The sequence below is a fragment of the Aeromonas enterica genome, from assembly GCF_054052465.1.
Genome location: NZ_JBSTYL010000002.1, coordinates 39,915 through 63,421, shown reverse-complemented (window position 1 = coordinate 63,421; position 23,507 = coordinate 39,915). Strand labels below are relative to the sequence as shown.

17 protein-coding genes are annotated in these 23,507 nt (G+C 58.2%); 6 read left to right on the top strand and 11 right to left on the bottom strand.

The features are described 5' to 3' along the window. Positions 1-28 precede the first annotated feature (28 nt). From ACW5XD_RS02475 to ACW5XD_RS02425, 11 genes are all read right to left on the bottom strand, one after another. Entirely contained in the window at positions 29-259 is a 231-nt protein-coding gene (locus ACW5XD_RS02475) for a glutaredoxin family protein (protein ID WP_456493471.1), read from the bottom strand. After that, on the bottom strand, positions 259-2,436 hold the full coding sequence (gene rlmKL, locus ACW5XD_RS02470; RefSeq protein ID WP_456493470.1) for a bifunctional 23S rRNA (guanine(2069)-N(7))-methyltransferase RlmK/23S rRNA (guanine(2445)-N(2))-methyltransferase RlmL: 2,178 nt from the start codon (positions 2,434-2,436) through the stop codon (positions 259-261). The genes ACW5XD_RS02475 and rlmKL overlap by 1 nt, the downstream gene beginning before the upstream one ends. Positions 2,437-3,110: 674 nt before the next feature. Then, positions 3,111-3,647, bottom strand: a complete 537-nt coding sequence (locus ACW5XD_RS02465; protein ID WP_456493469.1) for a cell division protein ZapC — start codon at positions 3,645-3,647, stop codon at positions 3,111-3,113. 86 nt (positions 3,648-3,733) lie between these two features. Then, complete coding sequence (pyrD, locus tag ACW5XD_RS02460) at positions 3,734-4,744, bottom strand: quinone-dependent dihydroorotate dehydrogenase (RefSeq protein ID WP_456493468.1); 1,011 nt, start codon at positions 4,742-4,744, stop codon at positions 3,734-3,736. A 46-nt stretch (positions 4,745-4,790) separates the two neighbouring features. Continuing rightward, the gene (locus ACW5XD_RS02455; RefSeq protein ID WP_456493467.1) at positions 4,791-9,632 is read right to left on the bottom strand and encodes an NAD-glutamate dehydrogenase; all 4,842 of its coding nucleotides are present in this window, start codon (positions 9,630-9,632) and stop codon (positions 4,791-4,793) included. A 278-nt stretch (positions 9,633-9,910) separates the two neighbouring features. Further along, entirely contained in the window at positions 9,911-10,132 is a 222-nt protein-coding gene (locus tag ACW5XD_RS02450; protein ID WP_456493466.1) for a DUF2835 family protein, read from the bottom strand. Between the two features lie 119 nt (positions 10,133-10,251). Next, positions 10,252-12,876 carry an aminopeptidase N gene (gene pepN / locus ACW5XD_RS02445; protein WP_456493465.1) on the bottom strand — a complete coding sequence of 875 codons (2,625 nt, stop codon included), beginning with the start codon at positions 12,874-12,876 and terminating at the stop codon, positions 10,252-10,254. Positions 12,877-13,013: 137 nt separating this feature from the next. Next, a complete protein-coding gene (prc, locus tag ACW5XD_RS02440; RefSeq protein ID WP_456493464.1) occupies positions 13,014-15,029 on the bottom strand; it encodes a carboxy terminal-processing peptidase in 2,016 nt (671 codons plus the stop codon). Positions 15,030-15,037: 8 nt separating this feature from the next. Beyond that, entirely contained in the window at positions 15,038-15,670 is a 633-nt protein-coding gene (proQ, locus tag ACW5XD_RS02435; RefSeq protein ID WP_456493463.1) for an RNA chaperone ProQ, read from the bottom strand. A gap of 101 nt (positions 15,671-15,771) precedes the next feature. Then, the gene (locus ACW5XD_RS02430; RefSeq protein WP_456493462.1) at positions 15,772-16,230 is read right to left on the bottom strand and encodes a GAF domain-containing protein; all 459 of its coding nucleotides are present in this window, start codon (positions 16,228-16,230) and stop codon (positions 15,772-15,774) included. 110 nt (positions 16,231-16,340) lie between these two features. Beyond that, positions 16,341-16,799 (bottom strand): hypothetical protein, encoded by a 459-nt coding sequence (locus tag ACW5XD_RS02425; RefSeq protein ID WP_456493461.1) that lies wholly within the window; start codon positions 16,797-16,799, stop codon positions 16,341-16,343. A 283-nt stretch (positions 16,800-17,082) separates the two neighbouring features. Here ACW5XD_RS02425 and ccoN point away from each other — a divergent pair, with 283 nt between their 5' ends. From ccoN to ACW5XD_RS02395, 6 genes are all read left to right on the top strand, one after another. Continuing rightward, positions 17,083-18,507, top strand: coding sequence for a cytochrome-c oxidase, cbb3-type subunit I (gene ccoN / locus ACW5XD_RS02420; protein ID WP_456493460.1), 1,425 nt, complete (start codon positions 17,083-17,085; stop codon positions 18,505-18,507). Positions 18,508-18,523: 16 nt separating this feature from the next. Then, on the top strand, positions 18,524-19,138 hold the full coding sequence (gene ccoO, locus ACW5XD_RS02415; RefSeq protein ID WP_456493459.1) for a cytochrome-c oxidase, cbb3-type subunit II: 615 nt from the start codon (positions 18,524-18,526) through the stop codon (positions 19,136-19,138). 12 nt (positions 19,139-19,150) lie between these two features. Beyond that, positions 19,151-19,330, top strand: a complete 180-nt coding sequence (locus ACW5XD_RS02410; RefSeq protein WP_005315611.1) for a CcoQ/FixQ family Cbb3-type cytochrome c oxidase assembly chaperone — start codon at positions 19,151-19,153, stop codon at positions 19,328-19,330. Then, complete coding sequence (gene ccoP, locus ACW5XD_RS02405) at positions 19,330-20,307, top strand: cytochrome-c oxidase, cbb3-type subunit III (protein WP_456493458.1); 978 nt, start codon at positions 19,330-19,332, stop codon at positions 20,305-20,307. Before ACW5XD_RS02410 ends, ccoP begins: the two co-directional genes overlap by 1 nt. A 125-nt stretch (positions 20,308-20,432) precedes the next feature. Further along, positions 20,433-20,921: a FixH family protein gene (locus ACW5XD_RS02400; RefSeq protein WP_456493457.1), complete on the top strand. Its 489-nt coding sequence runs from the start codon at positions 20,433-20,435 to the stop codon at positions 20,919-20,921. Positions 20,922-21,013: 92 nt separating this feature from the next. Further along, positions 21,014-23,410, top strand: coding sequence for a heavy metal translocating P-type ATPase (locus tag ACW5XD_RS02395; RefSeq protein ID WP_456493456.1), 2,397 nt, complete (start codon positions 21,014-21,016; stop codon positions 23,408-23,410). Positions 23,411-23,507: the final 97 nt, after the last annotated feature.

Below are 23,507 nucleotides of genomic sequence, written 5' to 3'. Positions count from 1 at the left end.
CCGCTCCCGTTTCATCGTCAAATCAGCATTAATCCTGACGCACAACCCAGGCCTTCAACTCAACCAGCGTGAAGGGCCAGCCCAGCTCGCGACCAGCTTCATCCCGCAGCACAGGAATGCGTACCCGGTAGGCTGCAAGCCACCCGGCATCGTCCATGATGTCGCATTGACGAGTCTGGCCAACCAGCCCGGCCTCCTGCACCAGCCCCCATGCCTGTTCGCACAGATGGCAGCCGTCGGTGTGAAACAGGGTCAGCATCACGCCTCCGTTGGCGCCTCGGCGTGGGTGATGATCCAGCAGTTGTGGATATGCTGGTTACGCTCGAAGTCCTTCGGTCGGGTCTGCTGGGTGATGTTGCGAGCCTTGAGACCCACGGCCTCGAGCCCGGCCAGATCCATCTTGAAGTGACGCTTGTTGTTGGAGAACACCAGGGTGCCGTCAACCGCCAGCAGACGCTTCAGGTGCTGCATCAGCAGCAGGTGATCGCGCTGTACGTCGAAACTCTCGTCCATCCGCTTGGAGTTGGAGAAGGTGGGCGGATCGATGAAGATGAGGTCGTACTGCTCGTCCGCCTCAGACAACCACTTCAGGCAGTCGGCCTGGACAAACTTGTGCTGACGGCCCACCAGCGAGTTGAGACGCATGTTGTCCTGCGCCCAGTTCAGGTAGGTATGTGACATGTCGACCGTGGTGGTCTCGCTGGCACCGCCAAGGCCCGCGTGCACGGTGGCACTGCCGGTATAGGCAAACAGGTTCAGGAAGCGCTTGCCCCTGGCCATCTGACCCAGCATGCGGCGAGTCTGGCGGTGGTCGAGGAACAGGCCGGTATCCAGGTAGTCGTAGAGGTTGACCCACAAACGAGCGCCGTACTCCTGCACTTCCATCCGGTGCTGCTCTTCGGAGAGCTTCTGATACTGCTGTTTGCCTTCCTGGCGCTCGCGCACCTTCAGGATCACCTTCTCGCCGTCCATGCCGGTCACCTTGATGGCGGCCTGAACCATGTCGAGCAGACGCTGACGGGTCTTCTGGGCGGGAATGTCTTTGGGGGCGGCATACTCCTGCACCACCAGATAATCCTGATAGCGGTCGATGGCGGCGTTGTATTCCGGCAAGTCCGCATCGTAGAGACGGTAGCAGTCGATGCCCTCTTTGTTGGCCCACTTCTCGAGAGCCTTCAGGTTCTTGCGCAGACGGTTGGCAAAGTCCTGCGCGACCTCTTTTTGGGACGCCACGGAGTCGAGCGCAATCTGGTAGTTGCGCAGCTGACACTCAAGCGCGCCGTTGAACAGGCGATATTGCTTGTCGGCACGCAGCCGCAAGCAGCTCAAGAGCTCGGGCGAGGCAGAGAGAATGGAGACGCGCCAGCCCTGGAAGCTGCGACGCAGGGCATCGCCGAGGGCCTGATGCACCTCGAGCAGCGCCGGGAATTCGCCAAGACGCTCGCCATAGGGCGGGTTGGAGATAAGCATGCCGACTTCACGGGCCTCCCCTTCCACAACCGGCATCGGCAGCGGATTTTCCAGCGCGGTCACATCGGCCTGTTTGAAGGTGATGAGGTGGGCCACGCCAGCGGCCTTGGCGTTGTCGCGAGCCTTCATCAGCACACGCGGGTCGGCATCACAACCAAACAGCTTCACTTCGCAGCGCTGCATACCGCGTTTGGCGCGCACCTGGGCTTCCATCATCAGGCTCTGCCACAGCTCGCCATCGTGTTGCAGCCAACGATCAAAACCGAAGCGCTCGCGGCGCAGGGCCGGCGCCATGTCGGCGGCGATGAAGGCCGCTTCGATAAGGAGGGTGCCGGAGCCACACATGGGGTCCATCATGGGCTCACAGGCCCAGCCGCTGCGCGCGATCATGGCGCAGGCCAGGTTCTCCTTGAGCGGCGCCTCGCCTGTGCCCTGACGATAGAAACGCTGGTGCAGCGCCGGGCCAGACAAGTCCAGCGTGATATTGGCCTTGCCTTTGCCCAGGTGCGCCATGATGCGAATATCCGGCGACTTCTTGTCCACGTCCGGACGAACATGGCCGCGCTTGGTGAAGCGGTCGACGATGGCATCCTTGATCTTCAGCGCGCCGTACTGGGTGTTACGAATAGCGGGGTTGGTACCGGTAAAGTCCACCGCGATGGTGGAGGTGCCGGAGAAGTGCTCTTCCCAGGGAATGGTGTGGGCGCCGAGATAGAGGTCCAGATCGTCGTTCATCTGGAATTCGGACAGCACCAGCACGATGCGGGAGGCAAAACGGCTCCACAGGCAGGCCTTGTAGCCAATGGCCAGTTCGCCTTTGAAGTGAACGCCAGCGACAGTCTCACGGACCTGCTCTGCGCCCAGGGTGGTCAGCTCGTCGGCCAACAGGTTTTCCAGCCCCTTGGGGCAGGTTGCAAAAAATTCTTTCATCACGCTCACGGGGATGCCATAAAAATAGTGCCGCATTATACCTTAAGAGCCGATCCTGAGCAGCAAAAGCTTGGTGATGACGCCAGAAACAGGGCGTTTCTCTACATGTTGGCCGGCTCACCTCCCCGCCCGTTCTGCCCCATTCCCCTTGATACCAGGATAGGCAGGCCAAGCATTCGATGATGCCTGGCGCCAATTCACCTGATAGGGTGACAGGGTATCACCGCAAAATAGCGACAATCTGAACCGGGTTATATCTCCCTTGTCAGCAGGCTGAACATATTCCACATCCGTGGCGCAGAGGATATCAACACATCAATGATCACCATCTCTGAAAAGCGTCAAACAAGGCTCATTGAGTTGTTATCCTTCCGACAGTGCATCTCCTTTCACTACCCCGTGTTTTGCCCTCCCGTTATCGTCCGAAAACAGGAGGGCTATTTTTTACTTTCCGCGTCCTGCCATTTCATCAGCCGCCAGACTGTCATATCTATCAGGTTTCAGGTGCAACCATCAGCCTTAAAATAGCCGAGTGGCTGGAACAACAGCTTATTCCTCCTGTAGTGTGTGTTTGCCGCCCTCTCATCGTCTTGATGCGAGGGCATTTTTTTGAAAATGAAAATGGAGCAATAGGTATGAGTGAAATGAAGAGACAAAAAATATCGGACGAGCCAAGACAGGCTAAAGATTGTGCAAGAAACTCGAGAATATCACCCCACCTGACGGTATTGTGTCAGGGTTGACGCTCTGGCAATCATACGGTTGTTCATTACCTTGATCACCCCGAAACGGGGCAGGACTTTACTGGCGGTCAAAATCAAATCATCCGTCAGGTTCAAACAGACGCTGGCCTGCTCACCCGCCTCAATCACCATGAACTCTCCCTTGCCATGAGGGGTATTCATGCATACCAGAGTTCCAGTATCAGGAATAATAAAGGGATGAACTTCACCAAAGAACCAGCTCTGCGGCATCAGGGGTTTATAAAAGCGACTGACAGCGATGGCATTGAGTACCAACTGGACCTGATGGGGGGTGCTCCAGTCGAGTTCGGCGGCCTTGTCCATCAATTGATAATAGAGGGCGGCATCGTCCACACAAAAAGGTTGAGTGGTGAAGGAACTGGGCACCAGTTGTCGCCCTTTATATTCGGTCGCGAATATCATGCGATCGGATAAATCCAGCATCAGACGATCATCATGAGCATCATAATGCCACTGCCAATTGTCATTGGGTTGGATACACATGGGGTGCCCCTACTGAAAGTCGTTACTCGACTTTATTCCATGTCGAGAATTTCAGCAACTTTAAATAAAGGGCACCCATTTATTTCTTAAATATGGGTCACAATCTCTTTGACCAGACTCGGGCCTTTATAAATAAAGCCGCTGTAAATCTGGACCAGACTGGCACCCGCAGCCAGCTTCTCCCGCGCCGCCATGGCGCTGTCTATGCCCCCGACCCCTATGATGGGCAGGGCGCCGTCCAGTGCCTTGGCCAGCTGGCGGATCACCTCTGTGCTCTTGTGCTGCAAGGGGCGCCCGCTGAGGCCACCTGTTTCACCTGCGTGGGGCATGTCATAGATCATGTCACGCTCCAAGGTGGTATTGGTGGCAATAACGCCATCGATCCCGTTTTTGATCAAGGAGGCGGCCACCTGATTAATTTCATCCTGACTCAAGTCAGGCGCAATTTTAACGGCGAGCGGCACGTACTTCTTATATTGCGCAGCCAGCTCTTGCTGACGAACCTTGAGCGCAGCTAGCAACTCATCAAGTGCATCACCGTATTGAAGCTGACGCAAACCCGGGGTGTTGGGGGAAGAGATATTGACGGCAATATAACCGGCATGATCATAAACCTTGTCCATGCAGATCAGATAATCATCCTTGCCCTGCTCTATCGGGGTGTCCTTGTTCTTGCCGATATTGATGCCAATTACCCCCTGGTATTTGGCTTTCTTGACCTGGGCAACCAGATGGTCGACACCCTTGTTGTTGAATCCCATCCGATTGATGATCCCCTCTGCCGGAATAACCCGGAACAGACGAGGCTTGTCATTGCCGCTCTGGGGCTTGGGAGTCACTGTACCTACTTCAATAAAGCCAAACCCCATGGCACCAAATGCATCGATGCACTCCCCATCCTTATCCAGACCAGCTGCCAGTCCGACCGGATTGGCAAAATAAAGCCCCATGACAGTGACGGGGCGCTTGGGCAGTGAATGGCGGAAGAAACAGTCAAGTGGCGTACCGAGAAGGCGAGGCAAATATTTGATGGAGAGATCGTGTGCCTGTTCAGGATTGAGCTTGAACAAGAAATGTCTGGCGAGGGGGTACAACATTTTTGCTCCTTAAAAAAGCCCCGGCAACTGGCCGGGGCTTTAGGGGTTATGCCGAGGTTCGGCAATTCAACTGGAGCAGGTTCAACTCTCGCAAGGCCACCGAGAACTTGGCGAACTCGTGGGTGCTCGTGGTCTTGAAGTCGGCCAACATGTGGGTCCAACGGGACAAGAGTTGCTCATGCTCCGAAATCCAGTCGGCCAGCATGGTAGCGCATTCTCCCTGATCTTTGCACCCTTCCAATACCACAGATGTGAGACTGCGCTGCTGCCAGTCCAGATCTTCACGGAAGGAGGCCCGTGCCATCGCCTGCCAGTGGTTACCCACAGGTTGATGGTTGATCTGCTCGAGGAACCAATGCAGATCGAGCTTGGCGCCAAGGCGATAGTAGACATTGGCGGCGCGCACTATGTCGGTCTTGTGCTCCGCGGCAATCTGCGCCAGATCCAGACTGGAGAAGAGGCTGCTCATGTGGGCCACCTGACGGGCGATGGCATCCGGCACCTGCTTGGCCACCAGTGCGGCCACTGCCTGCTGGTGCTCGGCCACCTCGCTCTCGTCCATCACCTCGTAGAGGTGGGTCCCCAGGGTCTCGAAGGCCGGGCGGAAGAAAGCGATGTTCTCCGCGATGCTCCAGCTGCGATTACGGGCGCGCAGGAACCAGCGGGTGGCGCGGCGCACGATGCGACGGCTGTAAAACATCAGTTCAAGCTGGGTCTGGGCATCCACCAGATTGTCGCACCCTTCGATGTCACGCCACAGGGCTCCCAGACCAAACACCTCGCGAGCCATGGCGAAGCAGCAGGCAACTTCGGCCACCGAGGCACCTGTCTCGTCCTTCATCCGGCTGGCGAAGTTGAGTCCCATGTCGTTGACCAGCATGTTGGCCACCCGGGTCGCGATGATCTCGCCACGCAGCGGATGCTGGGCAAGCTGGGCACCGAACTGTTGTTGCAGCTTGGCCGGGAAGCTGGTGACCAGCATGTTGGCGAGGAAGGGCTCCTCGGTTATCTCCGGGCAGTTGAGCTGCTCCTTGAGCACCATCTTGCCGTAAGCCACCAGCACCGCCAGTTCGGGACGGGTCAAGCCCTGCCCTGCCGCCATCCGCTCGGACAGCTCCTCATCGGAGGGCAGGAACTCCAGTCCCCGATCCAGCTTGCCTTCACGCTCCAGCCCCTGGATGAAGCGTTGCTGCTCCTTGAGCTGCTCGGTACCCCGGAAACTGGTGACCGAGATGGACTGGGACTGGCGGTAGGCATTGGTGATAACGATCTGCGCCACGTCGTCCGTCATCTCGTAGAGCATCTGGTTGCGCTGCTTGAGGGTCAGATCGCCTGCGGCCACCAGCTGGTTCAACAGGATTTTGATATTGACCTCGTTGTCGGAGCAGTCCACCCCACCCACGTTGTCGGTGAAGTCGGTGTTGATGCGACCGCCCTGACTGGCGTACTCCACACGGCCGAGCTGGGTAAAGCCGAGGTTGCCGCCCTCACCGACTATCTGGGCACGCAGATCACGACCATTGACCCGCAGCACGTCGTTGCTGCGATCGCCCACTTCAGCATCGCTCTCGCGGGAGCTCTTCACATAAGTGCCGATACCGCCGTTCCAGAGCAAGTCAACATTCAGGCAGAGCAGCGCCTTGATCAGATCGTTCGGGGCCATACTGGCCTTGTCGGTACCGAGCAGGGTCTGGATCTGCGGGCTCAGCTTGATGGACTTGGCCGAGCGCAGGAAGATGCCGCCCCCTGCCGAGATGAGGTCGCGGTTGTAGTCATCCCAGCTGGAACCCGGCAGCTCGAACAGCCGCTTGCGCTCGACAAAGCTCTTGGCCGCATGGGGCGTCGGGTCGATGAAGATATGCATGTGGTTGAAGGCGCCCACCAGCTGGGTGTGCTCGGAGAGCAGCATGCCGTTGCCGAACACGTCGCCGGCCATGTCACCTATCCCCACGCAGGTGAAGTCGGTGGTCTGGCAGTTGATGCCAATCTCGCGGAAATGGCGCTTGACCGATTCCCAGGCGCCGCGCGCCGTGATACCCATCTTCTTGTGGTCATAACCGACCGAGCCGCCGGAGGCAAACGCATCACCGAGCCAATGGCCATACTCCTGGCTTATCTCGTTGGCGATATCGGAGAAGGTGGCAGTGCCCTTGTCGGCCGCCACTACCAGGTAGTAGTCATCCTCGTCGTGACGCACCACGGATTTGGGCGGGATCACCTCTCCCTGAATGATGTTGTCGGTCACATCGAGCAGACCACGGATGAACAGGCGATAGCAGGCCTTGCCCTCCTCCTGGATGACGGCGCGGGCTGCCCCCACCGGCATCTGTTTGCAATAGAAGCCACCCTTGGCCCCCACCGGCACTATCACGGTGTTCTTCACCTGCTGCGCCTTGACCAGACCCAGCACCTCGGTGCGGAAATCTTCCTTGCGATCGGACCAGCGCAAACCGCCACGGGCCACCTTGCCCCAGCGCAGATGCACCCCTTCCACCCGCGGCGAGTAGACGAAGATCTCGAATTTCGGCAGCGGCAGCGGCATGTCGGTGATGCTGGAGGGGGCCAGCTTGAAGGAGACGTAAGGCTTGACCTGACCCTCCTTGTTCAGCTGGTAGTAGTTGGTGCGCAGGGTGGCGTCGATCATCTCCACGTAGCGGCGGATGATGCGATCGTCATCCAGGTTTGCCACCTGATCCAGCTTGGCGGCCAGCTGCTCGTGGAGCTTGGCCTGTACCTTGGCATCCTGTTTGCCAGCCGGGTCGAGGCGCTGCTCGAACAGGGTGAACAGCAGCTGGGCGATATCGGGATAACGGGTGAGCGTCTCCTCGATGTAAGACTGGCTAAAGGAGACGCCGGTCTGGCGCATGTACTTGGCGTAGGCACGCAGCACCGAGACCTGACGGCCGGTGAGGCTGGCACCCAGTACCAGACGGTTGAAGCCATCATCCTCCAGTTCCCGGTTCCAGACGGCCGCAAACGCCTGCTGGAAGCGCTGCTGACTCTGTTCCAGATCAAACGGCTGATCGCCACGCAGCAGCATGGAGAAATCGAGGATCCAGAACACATCCCCCGAGGGGGTACGGACCTGATACGGTGTCTCGCCTATCACCCGCAGCCCCATGTTTTCCAGCATGGGTAGCACATCGGAGAGGTGAATGGGTTCGCTGCGGTGGAACAGCTTGAGGCGAACCCGGCGATCGTTCTCCTCCTCCTGGGCACGGTAGAACAGCATGCCGAGCGGATTGGCTTCACTCAGATTGTCCAGCGCCATGATGTCGGCCACGGCGGAACCGGGCAGTACATCTTCCTTGTAGGCGCGGGGGAAGGCGGTACTGAAACGACGACGCAGGGCATTGCCACGGGCCTCGCCATAGTGCGTCAGCAGCACGGAGTCGAGCCGGTCATCCCAGCTGCGGGCCGCTTCAATCAGGTTGTTCTGTACTTCGTTCACGTCCACATCCACGTTGTTATTATTGACCCGCACTATGTAATGGGTCCGCGCCAGCACGCCTTCGGAGAAGTAGACGTTGAACTCAACCTCTTCGCTGCTGCCGAAATACTTCTGCAGGATCTGCTGGGTCTTGACCCGCAGCGCCGTGTTGTAACGCTCCTTGGTGACATAAACCATGCAGGAGAAGAAACGACCGTAAACATCGCGGCGCACGAACAGCCGCAGCATGTCCCGCTCCTGCATCTCCAGCACGCCGAGACCGGTGGCCAGCAACTCCTCTTCGCGAGCCTGGATCAGCTCGTCACGGGGATAGGTTTCCAGCACGTTGAGCAGCGCCTTGTAGGCGTGGGACCCCTTCTCATGACCGGACGAGGCCATGATGCGTTCCAGCCGGTGGCTGATGAGCGGGATCTGGGTCGCACTGGTGTTGTAGATGGAAGAGGCGTAGAGACCGATGAAGCGATCCTCCCCCACTACCTTGCCGTGCTCGTCGAAACGCTTGATGCCGATGTAATCCACATAGGCAGGGCGGTGGACCCGGGACTTGCTGTTGGACTTGGTGAGGATCAACAAATCAGAGCTCAGGGCCGCATGACGGGCACTGGCCGGCATGTTGCCAAGGCGCTGCCCCTCATCCTTGATGGAGTTTTTCATCAGCCCCAGGCTGGAGTCCGGCAACGGCAGGATCTCGTGATCCCCCTCCACCGCCTTGACGTCGTAGCGGCGATAGCCCATCAGGGTGAAGTTGTGGGCGGCCACCCACTTGAGGAAGGCGACGCAGGAGGCAACCTCCTCCTTGCTGACCGGGTTCTTGCGCTTGGGCAGCTCGTCGATGATCTCGTTCAGGCGACCCAGCATGGGTTGCCAGTCACCCACCGCCAGGGCCACTTCACCGGCGACCGAGTTGAGCTCGGCGGCCAGCGCCTCCATCTGATCGTCACCGGTCAAGTGATCAATCTCGATGAGGAAGGCAGTTTCGACCGAGGTCTGCCCGGCCGTGTTGTCGAGATCCAAAATGGCGCTGATCTTGCCTTCGTTGCCGCGAATGAGGTGCAGCGGCTGGTGCAGCATCATGTGGGCCGTGATGTTGAGACGCTTGAGGGTCATGCGGATGGAGTCCACCAGGAAGGGAGAGTCCTGCAGGATGATCTCGACTATGGTGTGGGGAGACTGCCAGCCATGGCGGGTCAGCTCGGGATTGTAGACCCGGATGTAGGGCTCAGTGCTGGAACGCTGGTTGAGCGCATTCCACAGACTGAGCGCGGCGCCGTAGAGGTCGCTGTCATTGCGATCATGCAGATCGGTGCTGGCCATGTTGCCGTAGAACTTGGCAACGAAGCACTCGACCAGGGAGGCACTCTTCTTTGGCAACTTTTGATGGATCAGGCTGAGAACGTTTTCGAGCAGAACTGAGGTAGGGGCGTCTTTCAATGCCATTGCTATATTCCTTATCGGACGACATTAACCACCGACGGAAAGACATCCACCTTGGATGCCCACCGGTACAGAGTTGCTGCGAAGTGTAATGTCTTGGATCAAGGAAGGCGAGCAAAGGTGCTAACGAGATGTTAAAAACAAGGGGCAGATCACGGCTTGAGCTGTGAAAAATTTTGCCAATTTGGCAAAAAACAGAAAATCCCACTGGATGATTGCGGATTTACCGGATAGATAGTGACTGAAAGCAGATAATTACTCGGGATCCTGTTCATATTTTGTTAATTTATGCGTTCCAGGCTGATAAAGCGATAATCGTCCTGAGTTTTAAGGCGAAAGTAGCCATGTACACCGCTGATAGCGACGAAAGGCCGGATTTTCTCAATGCCTAGTTCAAGGGTCAGTCCCTGCTCGCTGCGTACCACCAGTCGTCTGGCATGGCCTTGGTACATCAGCATGATTTCATCGCTGTTGAGCGACAGCCGGAAAGTAAACTGCTTCACTGTAACTCCTGATAAAAGGCAGCTTGTGGACGCATTCACAGAGGATGGTGCCGGTGCCTTGACTTCGTGCTTGATAAAACAGGGCAGGAGAGCCAGCTCCCCTGCCCTGTATCATTCTATTACTGCTGCAACGCCTTGCTTATCTTCTCGAACAGATCCCGTGCCAGCCCGTCCAGGTTGAATAGCCGGAGCAGCTCTGCGCGGATCAGCGTCTTGCGCGCCTTATCCAGTCGCTTGAACTGGATAAGCGGGGTAATGAGGCGAGAAGCCACCTGAGGATTGACCTCGTTGAGCTCGATCAACAGATCGGTCAGGAAGCGGTAACCACTGCCGTCGATGGCGTGGAACTGCACCTGATTGTTCATGGCAAAACTGGCCACCAGCGCCCGCAGCCGGTTCGGGTTGCGAATGCTGAAAGTGGGGTGGGCCATCGCCTGGCGCACTTCCGCCAGCACGTCGGCGGCAGGTTTGCTGCCAATCAGCCGCAGCCAGTTGTCCAGCACCAGCCCATCCCTGGCCCACTTGCCTTCGAAGTCTGCCAGCAGCGCGGCGCGGCATGGTAGCAGATAGCCGTTGGCCACCTGCAGTGCCGCCAGGGTATCCGTCATGTTGTCGGCGGTCGCATACTGCTCGCGCACCAGGACATCGGCATGCTCGGCATTCAGTGCCGCCAGATAACCCAGCACCACCCCTTTGAGGGCTCGCTTGGCCATGTCGGCATGGACCACCTGATAGTCTTGCAAGCGCAGACTCTCATAAGTGGCCGTCAGCCGGGCACCGAACGCCTGCGCCAGCGAGGTGTGAATGGTATTTCGCACCTGATGGATGGCATCGATATCGGCCACCTCGAACAGCTCGGCCAGGGTAGCCTCCCCCGGCAACGCCAGGATCTCCGCCTTGAGGGCAGGATCGAGTGCTGCATCGTCCAGAATGGCGACAAAGGCCGCCAGCAGGGTCTGGGAGAGCTCAACCCCCTGTCCGTGCTGGACTCGTGCCACCCCGTCGATCACCGCCTTGTTGATCAGCATCTGGGCTGCATCCCAACGGGCGAACTCGTTGCGTGCAAAGCGCATCAGGAAGGCCAGCGCCTCCTCGCTGTAGTCAAAATGCAGTTTCACCGGCGCGGAGAAATCCCGCAGCAGGGAAGGAACCGGCCTGACCGGCACCCGATCGAACACGAAGGTCTGCTCTGCTTCCAGCACGTCGAGCACGTTGCCGATCGGCTTGCCCTGATACTGCAGCGCGATGGCGGCGCCGTTCTCGTCATACAACTCGATGTCGAGGGGGATATGCAGCGGCAGTTTTTGCGGCTGATCCTGGGTCGGCGGCGTGTGCTGGCTCACATGGAGGCGATAGACGCCGCTGGCAGCATCGTACTCATCGGTCACGGTGAGCTCAGGGGTACCGGACTGGCTGTACCAGCGGCGGAAACGACCGAGATCCACGCCGGAAGCATCCTCCATCGCCTGCACGAAATCGTCACAGGTGACCGCCTGCCCGTCAAAGCGCTCGAAGTAGAGCTTCATCCCGGCTTGGAAGTTGGCTTCCCCCAGCAGGGTGTGCAGCATGCGGATCACTTCCGAGCCCTTCTCGTAAACGGTCAGGGTATAGAAGTTGTTCATTTCTATCACCACATCCGGGCGGATGGGGTGTGCCATGGGGCCGGCGTCTTCGGCAAACTGCGGGCCACGCACGGTGCGCACGTTGTTGATGCGGTTGACGCCGCGCGAACCCAGATCGGAGGAGAACTCCTGATCCCGGAACACCGTCAGCCCCTCTTTCAGGCTGAGCTGGAACCAGTCTCGGCAGGTAACGCGGTTGCCGGTCCAGTTGTGGAAATATTCGTGGCCTATAACCCGCTCGATGCCGTGGTAGTCGCCATCGGTGGCGGTGGCCGGGTTGGCCAGCACAAACTTGGAGTTGAAGATGTTGAGCCCCTTGTTCTCCATGGCGCCCATGTTGAAGAAGTCCACCGCGACGATCATATAGATGTCGAGGTCGTACTCGAGGCCGAAGCGCTGCTCGTCCCAGCGCATGGAGTTGACGAGACTCTCCATGGCAAAGCAGGCGCGATCCAGGTTGCCCTTGTCGACGAAGATCTCGAGAGCCACCTTGCGGCCGCTCCTGGTGGTGTAGTGGCTGCTCTCCACATCGAAATCACCAGCCACCAGGGCAAACAGGTAGCTGGGTTTGGGGAAGGGATCCTGCCACTGCACGAAGTGGCGCCCACCATCCAGCTCGCCGCTGTCGACCTTGTTGCCGTTGGAGAGCAGGAAGGGATACTTGACCTTGTCGGCGGTGATGCGGGTGCTGTAACGGGCCAGGATGTCGGGCCTGTCCAGGTAATAGGTGATGCGCCGGAATCCTTCGGCCTCACACTGGGTACAATAGGCATCCCCTGACTTGTAGAGCCCCTCCAGCGCCGTGTTGGCAGCGGGATCCAGCAAGGTGACAACAGTCAGCACGCACTCCGCTGGCAGGTTGAACAGGGTCAGGCTGCTCTCCCCCTGCTCATACTCTTGATAGGGCACGCCATCCACGCTGACGCTGTGCAGGGAGAGACCTTCTCCATCCAGCACCAGCGGTTCATTGTGTTCGCCGTTACGACGCAGACGGGAGATGGCGGTGACCTGGGTCAGCGGCGCCTGCAGTTGAAAATCGAGATCGATGCTGTCGATCCAGTAGAGCGGAGCCTGATAATCCTGGCGATATTTGGCCGTCATGGCCTGAGAGTGATCGGTCATTATTGTTTGCTTCCACGCTTGTAATTGACGTGTCAGAGGCTGTCACAACCGGTTGGCAGGGTCAAATAGTTTGCATTCAGCCAAAAGAAAGGGCGACCTGAGTCGCCCTTGTATTCATGTTTGTTTGCCAACCAAGGTCAGCCCTGTTTGCTGAGTCTGGTCAGATCCGCCGTGATGTTGGCAGCCTCGACCAAATACTCATCGGGGGCTTCAAAATCGGCCGGCAACTCGTCCAGGCTCTTCACCGCAGGCTTGCCAAGGCGAGCCAGGCGCTCGTTGGTGCGCGCCAGCGCCTTCTCGTCCTGTTTGGCCTGATCAGCCAGACGCTCCGCCTCGTTGAGGGAGACCGACTTTTTGTCCTTCTCCTCCTTGTAGTCGGCGATGTCCTGCATCACATAGGCAAACTCAGGATCCTTGTTGATCCGCGCCTCGTGTGCCGACTGCAGCTTGGGCAGCAGGCTGGCAAAGTTGCCGAGCTTGTCGTACTTGGCCGATGCTATCTTGTCCCACGGCAGCGCGTTGAACTCACGGCTCTCACCCGTCTCCTCCGGGGAGACCGCAGTGGGGAAGCTGATGTCCGGGGCGACGCCCTTGTTCTGGGTGCTGCCACCGTTGATCCGGTAGAACTTGGCGATGGTGTACTGCACGTGACCCAGCGGTTGCTCGTAGAAGTCATAGACCTTGGCGAGGCTGCGATGCTGCTGCACCGTGCCCTTGCCGAACGAGTTTTCACCCAGGATCAGGGCGCGACCATAGTCCTGCATGGCGGCTGCGAAGATCTCGGAGGCCGAGGCGCTGTAACGGTCGATCATCACCGACATGGGACCGCCGTAGTAGACGTTGCCATCGTCATCGCCATTGACCGTAATACGGCCCATGTGATCACGGATCTGCACCACGGGACCGCTGGCGAAGAAGAGGCCGCTCAGGGCAGAGGCTTCGGTCAGTGCACCGCCGCCGTTGCCGCGCAGATCGACGATCAGGCCTTCGATCTTCTGCTTGTTGAGGCTGGAGAGCTCCTTGATCACGTCGTCGTGCAAATTGACATAGAAACTCGGGATCTCGAGCACCCCAATCTTCTTGCCTTCGGCGTTAATCACCTTGGACTTGGCGGCCCTGTCTTCCAGACGCACCTTGTCACGGGTCAGCTCGATCTGCTCGGTCTTGGCGGTAGCGCCCTTGCCGCGCTGGATCTCCAGCTTCACCTTGCTGCCTTTTGGTCCCTTGATGAGTTCGACCACGTCATCGAGACGCCAGCCGATCACATCGACAATCTTGCCGTCGTCCTGTCCTACTCCGACTATCTTGTCATCGGGCTTGAGGTGATTGGACTTGGCGGCCGGGCCACCCGGCACCAGGGAACGAATAACGGTGAAGTCATCCTCCGCCTGCAACACGGCACCAATGCCTTCCAGCGAGAGGTTCATCTCGGTGTTGAAGCGATCGGCACTGCGCGGGGAGAGATAACTGGTATGCGGTTCGATGGCTCGGGCGAAGGAGTTCATGAAGAGCTGGAACACGTCCTCGCTCTCGGTCTGGGACATCCGCTTGATGGCATTGTTGTAACGCTTGCCAAGCAGCTCCTTGATCTCGGGCCACTCCTTGCCGCTGAGCTTGAGGCTCAGGGCATCGAACTTGACCCGCTGACGCCACAACTCGTTGAGTTCTGCTTCGTCTTTGGGCCAAGCCGCCCCTTCCCGATCAAAGGTGTAATTGTCGGGCTGGGTAAAATCAAAAGGAGTATCGAGCAGTTTGAGGGCGTATTCGAACCGTTCATAACGCCGCTGCTGACTCAGATTGAACATCTCGTAGGCAGGCGCCAGACGGCCTCTTTCCAAGTCGGTGTCAAAGCCGTTGCGGTACTTTTCAAAGCGGCTGATGTCAGAGGCCAAAAACAGGTTTCTGCTGTAGTCCAGATTCTCCAGATACTTGTCGTAAATCACGGAGGAAAAGGCATCGTCCAGCTTGAACTGCTTGTAATGCGAGCGGGTAAACAGATTGGTAATTCGCTTGCTGGCCGTAGCATGTTGGCTCTCTTGAGCCAACACAGGCAAATCACTTTCCTTGAGCACCGGCTCGATGGCCTGTGCAAGCCCGGCAAACGCCAGGCTACAGGCAACGAGGGAAAAACGAATTACGCCATGCTTCAACATTTGTCTCCTTAGAGAACCAGATGCTCAAATTTGACCCGCAGCATCATGCCGGTCTGCAGTTGGACCTGAACGTCATCCTTGGTCACTTCCTTGATGGTCGCCGGCACAGGAGACTTGCCCAGTACGACCCTGACGCCTTGATCCACTTTCAGATTGGCAGCATCAACCTTTACCAGAGGCGCATCGACAACAGGTGCCTTGGGTGCGGCCTTGGGTTTGTCAGATCTGGCTGCAGCATCAGCCTTGCGCGGGGCAGGACGACGGGGCTGCTTGGCCTTCTCTTCTTTAGTATTGGTACGACGGCTGGCAAAGACACGCTCTTTGCTCTCTTTCAGGGCTTGCTTGGCGTGCTCGATGTGCTCTTCGGTGAGCAGCTCGCCCGGGTTTCCATCCAAATCGACACGGGCCTGGCCGGCTTTGAGGCCATGCAGGTAACGCCAGCTGGAGGTGTATTGACGCAGTGCAGAGCGCAGCATGGTCTTGGAGACTCTGGCGTCGTCAGCAAGACGCTCGGCCAAATCCTGGAAGATGCCAATCTTGAGCGGCTTGGCCTCTCCTTCAGCGATGAAGCAGGCCGGAAATTTCTCGACCAGGTAGGCAACGATCTCTTTACTGTTCTTCAGCTTCTCAGTGTTTTCCATGTATAACCTTGGCTTTCATATAAACGCGCGGGCACGCCCGAGCACAACAAAGGCCCCATTATAGAGAGCTTGGGGCCTTTTGCGAACCATCAAGCAATGACTTAGAGCATGCTTTCCAAAATTTGCACCGTTTCTTCCAGCCCAATCCGGTCTTCTGCGTCAAAACGGTTGAAAATTGGACTATCGATATCCAGTACGCCGATGATCTTGCCACCACGACGCAGCGGGATCACGATTTCCGAGTTGCTGGCACCATCGCAGGCGATGTGGCCTTCAAATTGGTGGACATCATCAATGAGCTGGGTTGTGCCCTCTGCCACCGCAGTGCCGCAGACCCCGCGACCGACCGGAATGCGTACGCAGGCTGGTTTGCCCTGGAACGGACCGAGCACCAGAGTATCTCCCTGCAACAGGTAGAAACCCACCCAGTTGATGTCGGCAAGCTCCAGTGCCAACAAGGCGGAGAGGTTGGCCAGGTTGGCGATGAGATCCGGTTCTCCTTCCAGCAAGGCTTGTGCCTGCTGATTGAGACCGCGATAAAATGCTTGTTTTTCAATCATGATTAAATGAACTTCACTCCCTGATAATCTGTGCAAGGTAACGCCCTGCCTGAAAATTTCAAATCAATTTTCACCTAACCCCCCATCCTTTTGTTCATAAAGGCAGAGATTCAACGGCTGACGGAGAGCGCCAATTGTTGGCGCTGGCCATTGCTCCACTCGATATTGAGCAGCCAGACCATCACCGCCGAGGTGCAGGAACCTACCAGCGTCGAGCCCTGCCAGCCGCGCTCTGCAGGCTCGAAACTGACCGGTATGGTGCCCATGAACATATCCCGCCCCTCCAGCCAGGCTTTCACCGGTTTGAAGGCGGGATCCCCCCCCTGAAGCAGTATCACGAAGTCATGTTCGGCCCGTACCGGCAAGGAGGCGACGCTGACGGTCATCGGTTTGTCGCCCAGCAGTAAACTGCAGGAGGTGAGAGAAAGATCACAGATTTGATCTTTTTCTGCACCTGTCATCACCGTCTGGTCCCCGCCAAACCAGGTTCGATAGGCAACCAATCCGAGCAAAATGGCCAGGACGATCGCCAAGTGGACAATTTTGCGTGAAGTGAGTCTCTCTTTCATGAAAAAACAACCTTGTAAGATGCCTGGAAAATGACATTTTCGTGATCTCGCGCAAGGTAATAAATTGAACGAGCGAGACCCAACGGAGCCAAATATATCACTGTTTATACTGTTATTTTACCTGTCAGTTCAGTATCATTCCCATTGAGTTTTCATTTAGCTACTTTTTGCTTTTCCTTTCATTAACAGTTGTTAACAAGGGGTAAGGCAGTAGCCAATGAAGTCGGTCCACGTCACTGGACACAAAATCAAACAACAGCAGCATCGGAAGCGGAATACAACGATGAGCCATACAACTAACCATCCTGAGTACAACTACACCGTTGTTCGCCAGTTCACCATCATGACGATTGTCTGGGGAATTGTCGGCATGTCGGTTGGCGTACTGATAGCAGCCCAGTTGATCTGGCCTGCCCTCAACTTTGATACTCCCTGGCTGACTTACAGTCGCCTTCGCCCTCTGCACACCAACGCGGTCATTTTCGCATTTGGCTGTAGTGCCCTGATGGCGACCTCCTTCTATGTGGTGCAACGCACCTGCCAAACCAGACTGTTCGGTGGCAAGCTTGCCTCCTTCGTGTTCTGGGGCTGGCAGGCGATCATCCTGTCTGCCGCCATTTCGCTGCCGCTGGGATACACCACCTCCAAGGAGTACGCAGAGCTGGAATGGCCGATTGATATCGCCATCACCATCGTCTGGGTCGCCTACGCCGTCGTCTTCTTCGGCACCCTGGTCAAACGCACCACCTCGCACATCTATGTGGCGAACTGGTTCTTTGGCGCCTTCATCATCACGGTGGCCGTGCTGCACATCGTCAATAACATGGAAGTACCGCTCAGCGGCATGAAGTCCTACTCCATGTATTCTGGCGCCATGGATGCCATGGTGCAGTGGTGGTATGGCCACAACGCGGTAGGCTTTCTGCTGACCGCCGGCTTCCTTGGCATGATGTATTACTTTGTGCCCAAGCAGGCGGGCCGTCCGGTCTATTCCTACCGCCTCTCCATCGTGCACTTCTGGGCGCTGATCTCCCTCTATATCTGGGCCGGTCCGCACCACCTGCACTATACCGCATTGCCTGACTGGGCCCAGTCGCTGGGCATGGTGATGTCCCTGATCCTGTTCGTCCCCTCCTGGGGTGGCATGATCAACGGCATCATGACTCTCTCCGGCGCCTGGCACAAACTGCGCTATGACCCCATCCTGCGTTTCCTGATCGTGTCCCTGTCGTTCTACGGCATGTCCACCTTCGAAGGCCCCATGATGGCGATCAAGACGGTCAACGCCCTCTCCCACTACACCGACTGGACCATAGGTCACGTCCACTCAGGCGCACTGGGCTGGGTTGCCATGGTATCCATCGGCGCCGTGTATCACCTGATCCCGAACCTGTTCGAGCAGGGCCGCATGTACAGCATCCGCCTGATCAACGTGCACTTCTGGCTGGCCACAGTGGGTACCGTGCTCTACATCGTCTCCATGTGGATTTCCGGCGTGATGCAGGGTCTGATGTGGCGTGCGGTCAACGACGACGGCACCCTGACCTACAGCTTCGTGGAAGCGCTGCAGGCCTCTTATCCCTTCTACTTCGTGCGCTTCCTGGGTGGCTGCTTCTTTGTCACCGGCATGTTGCTGATGGCCTACAACGCCTATCGCACCATCACTGCGCCCAAGGGTTCCCTGGAACCTGTCGCACAGCCAGCATGATTGAAGAGGTCAAAGCATGAGCAACAATAACCGTCACGAGATCTTTGAAAAGAGCGTACCCATGCTGGTGGTCGGCATCATATTTGCCATCAGCCTGGGGGGCCTGGTCGAAATCACCCCGCTGTTCTTCCAGAAGCAGACCACTGAGCCGGTAGAGGGCCTCAAGCCCTATACCGCCCTGCAGATGGAAGGCCGCGACATCTTTATCCGCGAAGGCTGCACCGTTTGTCACAGCCAGATGATCCGGCCGTTTCGCGCCGAAACCGAGCGTTACGGCCACTATTCGGTTGCCGGTGAAAGTGTGTGGGAGCACCCCTTCCTGTGGGGTTCCAAGCGTACCGGTCCGGATCTGGCCCGTGTGGGCGGTCGCTATTCAGACGACTGGCACCGCGCTCACCTGATCAATCCGCGCGATGTGGTACCCGAATCCAACATGCCAGCTTTCCCCTGGCTCGACACCAACGTGCTGACAGGTGAACTGACCGGCAAGAAACTGGCGCTGTTCCGGGACCACTTCGGCGTGCCTTATACCGATGCCGACATCGCGGGCGCGGGCGAAGCCGTGAAGGGCAAGACCGAGCTTGATGCCTTGGTAGCCTATCTGCAATCACTGGGTCATGCCCTGAAATAAAGGAGTCAGGATATGGATTACGGCACATTTCGCGGCCTTTATACCCTGCTGTTGATGGCCATCATGATCGGCATCATCGTCTGGGCATACAGCAAGCGCCGCAAGGCCTCTTTCGACGAGGCCGCCAACCTGGTTTTTGCCGACGACGAGCAACCCGGTGCTGATAACAAGAACGCAGGAGCGAAACAATAATGAGCACTTTGTTTAGCATTTTTGTGACCGTCATCAGCCTGGGAACCATACTCGGCTGCTTCTTGCTGCTGGTGTGGTGCCTGCGCGACAAGATGGGCGTGGAAGAGGGCAAGTCCATGGGACACGCCTTCGACGGTATCGAAGAGATCAACAACCCGCTGCCGAAGTGGTGGACCTACATGTTCCTCTTCTTCATCGTCACCGGTCTGGTCTATCTGCTGGCCTTCCCGGGCTTGGGCAACTGGAAGGGTCTGCTGGGCTGGCAGAGCTCCAACCAGGACGTCCGCTCGCTGGCCGAGTCCAAGGCTGCTGTGGCCTCCGCCAAGGCCGAAGGTCGCGCGGTGGAGTACGATCGCGAACTGGTCAAGGCTGACGAGATCTATGGCGCCAAGTTCCGCGAGCTGGCCTATCAAGCCGATGGCAAGACCTATCGCACCATCGAAGAGATTGCTGCCGATCCGGAAGCGCGCAAGGTGGGTCAACGTCTGTTCCTGCAGAACTGCTCCCAGTGCCACGGCTCTGATGCCCGTGGTGGTCGCGGTTTCCCGAACCTGACCGACACCGAATGGCAATGGGGTGGCCAACCGGATCAGATCAAGACCACCATCATGGGCGGTCGTCAGGGTGTGATGGCGGCCTGGGGCGAGATCCTGGGTCAGGATGGAGTGAAAGAAGTTGCCTCCTACGTGCTGAGCCTGTCCGGTCGCAAGGTCGATCTGGTAGAAGCCAAGAAGGGGGAAGCCCGTTTCACCATCTGCGCAGCCTGTCATGGCCCGGATGCCAAGGGCGGTATCGCCTTCGGGGCACCGGACCTGACCAACAACACCTGGCTGTATGGCGGTTCCCGCCAGGTGGTCGAGCAGACCATCACCCACGGTCGTCACGGCGTCATGCCAGCCTGGAAGGATATTCTGGGCGAAGACAAGGTGCAACTGCTCGCCTCCTACGTTTACAGTTTGTCCCACAACAACAAGTAAAATTAGCAGTAACATGTGATAACCACGTGATTACTCAGCAAAAAGCCTCGACTCTTCGAGGCTTTTTGTTATCTTATGTTGGCTGAAAGGCCTCCATTCTGTTAATCATACGTTTCGGTAGCATTATGTCCCAACCCTGGTATCGCCAATTTTGGCCCTGGTTCATCATCGCCCTCCCGGCCGCCGCCGTGATCGCCAGCATCGGCACGGCGATCATCGCCAGCAAGGATGGCGTCAATCTGGTCGCAGAAGACTATTACAAGCAAGGCAAGGAGATTAATCAGGATCTGAGCAAGTTCGATCGCTCCGAAGCCCTTAACATCCGCATAGCGTTGGAAGTGAATGGCAAAGAGCTGACCCTCAAACCCATTTCGGGAGATATCCCCCCCGGTCAGGCCCTCTACCTCTCTCTGTTCCACCCGACCCTGGCCGGCATGGACAGCGAACACATGGTGACGGCCGACGCCAGCGGCATCTATCGCCTGCTGCTCGACAAACCATTGAGCGGGAAATGGCACATCCGGGTCGATGCCTTCAATCACGAGTGGCGTTTGCAAGAGACAGTCCAGCTCCCGACCAAGGCGCCCGTCGAACTCGATCCCAAAGGACGTTAAGCCATGACAGGCGTTTTTCACCCTGGCGAGCCGGTTCCCGCCAGCACGCCCCATGCCCCGATTACTCACCTTGCCTCTTGGGGCAAAACGCCATGAACGCTTGCTTTCATTGTGGTGAGCCGGTTCCCACTGGCAGTCGCTATGCGCTTGAGATCAAGGGCATAGTACAACCCATGTGCTGCCCGGGCTGCCAGGCCGTGGCAGAAACCATCATGGAGTGCGGCCTCTCCAGCTATTACGAGCACCGCACCGCGCCCGGCATCAAGGGGGAACTGGTCCCGGAAGAGCTGGCCGCCCTCACCCACTACGATCTGGCCGAGGTGCAACAGGATTTCGTCACCGACAGCGGCACGGGCAGTCACAGGCAGCGCGAGATCCTGCTCAGCGTGGAAGGGCTGACCTGCGCCGCCTGCGCCTGGCTCATCGAGCGTCATCTGACCGGCCTTGCCGGCCTGCACTACATCAACGTCAATACCACCACCCACCGTGCGCGCATCAAGTGGGATCCGGACCAGCTTGCCTTGAGCGACATCCTCAAGGGGTTCGCCAAGATAGGCTATCGTGCCTACCCGTTCCAGACTCACAACCAGGAAGCTATCTACGCCAAAGAAGTGCGCAGCTATATGTTCCGGCTGGCACTGGCGGGCCTGGGCTCCATGCAAGTGATGATGTGCGCCGTGGCGCTCTACATGGATCTCTTCATCAGCGTCGAGGATGAGTTCATGGTCTACTTCAAGTGGATCAGCCTCTTGCTCTCGACCCCCATCATGATCTACTCGGCGCAGCCATTTTACGTGGGCGCCTGGCGCAGCCTGAAACAGGGCCATCTCTCCATGGACGTGTCGGTATCACTAGCACTGATCGGCGCCTTTGTCGCCTCCATGTGGGCCACCGTCTTCAATACCGGTGAGGTCTATTACGACTCCATCACCATGTTCGTCTTCTTCCTGCTGCTGGGGCGTTTTCTGGAGTTGCGGGCCAGACGCAAGGCGTCCGAGTCGAGCTCCAACCTAGCACGGCTGGTGCCCATCATGGCCACGCGCATCGATGGAGATGGCGAGCATGAGGTAGCGGCCAAGATGCTGCAGGTGGGAGACAGGATACGGGTACTGGCCGGCACCACCCTGCCGGCCGATGGCCTCATCATCGAGGGGCAGGCCAGCCTCAACGAATCCATGCTGACCGGTGAGCAGTTGCCGCTGCTCAAGCAAGTGGGTGACAGCGTCTATGCCGGTACCATCAACACGGACGCACCGCTCCAGATCCGGGTCAGCCACCGCATCGAGGAGTCGCGCATCGCCCAGATCATGCGGCTGCAGGATCACGCGCTTGACGACAAGCCGGCCATCGCCCAGATGGCGGATGTGCTCTCCCGCCACTTCATTCTGGTGCTGCTGATCATTGCCGCGGCTGTGTGGACCTTCTGGCACTTCCATCAGCCGGAACAGGCCTTCTGGGTCACCCTGGCCGTGCTGGTCGCCACCTGCCCCTGCGCCCTGTCGCTGGCTACGCCGACCGCGCTCACCTCGGCCACCGCCCGCCTGACCCGGTCCGGCATTCTGCTGCGCCGTGGCCATGTGCTGGACGTACTGACCAAGGCCAACCGGATCGTGATGGACAAAACAGGCACTCTGACCACGGGCAACATCAGCCTGACCAGTACCACGGCGCTGGCCGAGCTGAGCGAGGCCCAGTGCCTCGCCATCGCCCGCGCACTGGAAGCCTACTCAGAACATCCCATCGCCCGCGCCTTTCGCAGCAAGGCGGCAGACGATGCCGTGTTGCTGGCGGCAAGCGAGGTGACGCCCGTCATAGGTCACGGCATTCAGGGCAAGATCGCAGGCCAGCATTATCGCATCGGCAGCGCCCACTGGCTGGCACTGCCCACAGAGCACACCGCCAGCGAGGGCCTTGCCATCTATCTGGCGGACGAGTCCAGGTTGCTGGCCCGCTTCATTCTGGCAGATACCTTGCGCCCGGATGCCAGGGCGCTGATCCAGGCCTTCAAGGCAGCAGGTCTGCAGACCACCATACTCACGGGTGACAGCTCGGCCCAGGCCGACGAGGTGGCTCGCGAGCTCGGTGTGGATGAGCTTGTGAAAGGGGTCACGCCGGACGGCAAGCTGGCCTATCTCAAGGAACATGAAGCCCGCGGCGATATCAGCATCATGGTGGGGGATGGCATCAACGATGCTCCCGTGCTGGCAGGTGCCCACGCCTCCTTCGCCATGGCCGGCGGCACGGATCTGGCCAAGAACAGCGCCGATGCCATTCTGCTGGCCGACGATCTTTCCCGCCTGTTGGAGGCGCGCACCCTGGCCATTCGCACCCGCAAGATCATCCAGGAAAACTTCGCCTGGTCCATCGGCTACAACCTGCTGGTGTTGCCACTGGCGGCCAGCGGCTGGTTGCCACCCTATGTGGCGGCGGCGGGCATGTCCTTGAGCTCCCTCATCGTGGTCACCAACTCCATGCGTCTCAACCGATGAGCAGGTTGCAGTAACATAGCTGAAAATGTGGCCAGCCCTCGATGCTGGCCACATTTTCAACCGATAGCGGCGATTCCTCTGCCCGAACAGGGTTACC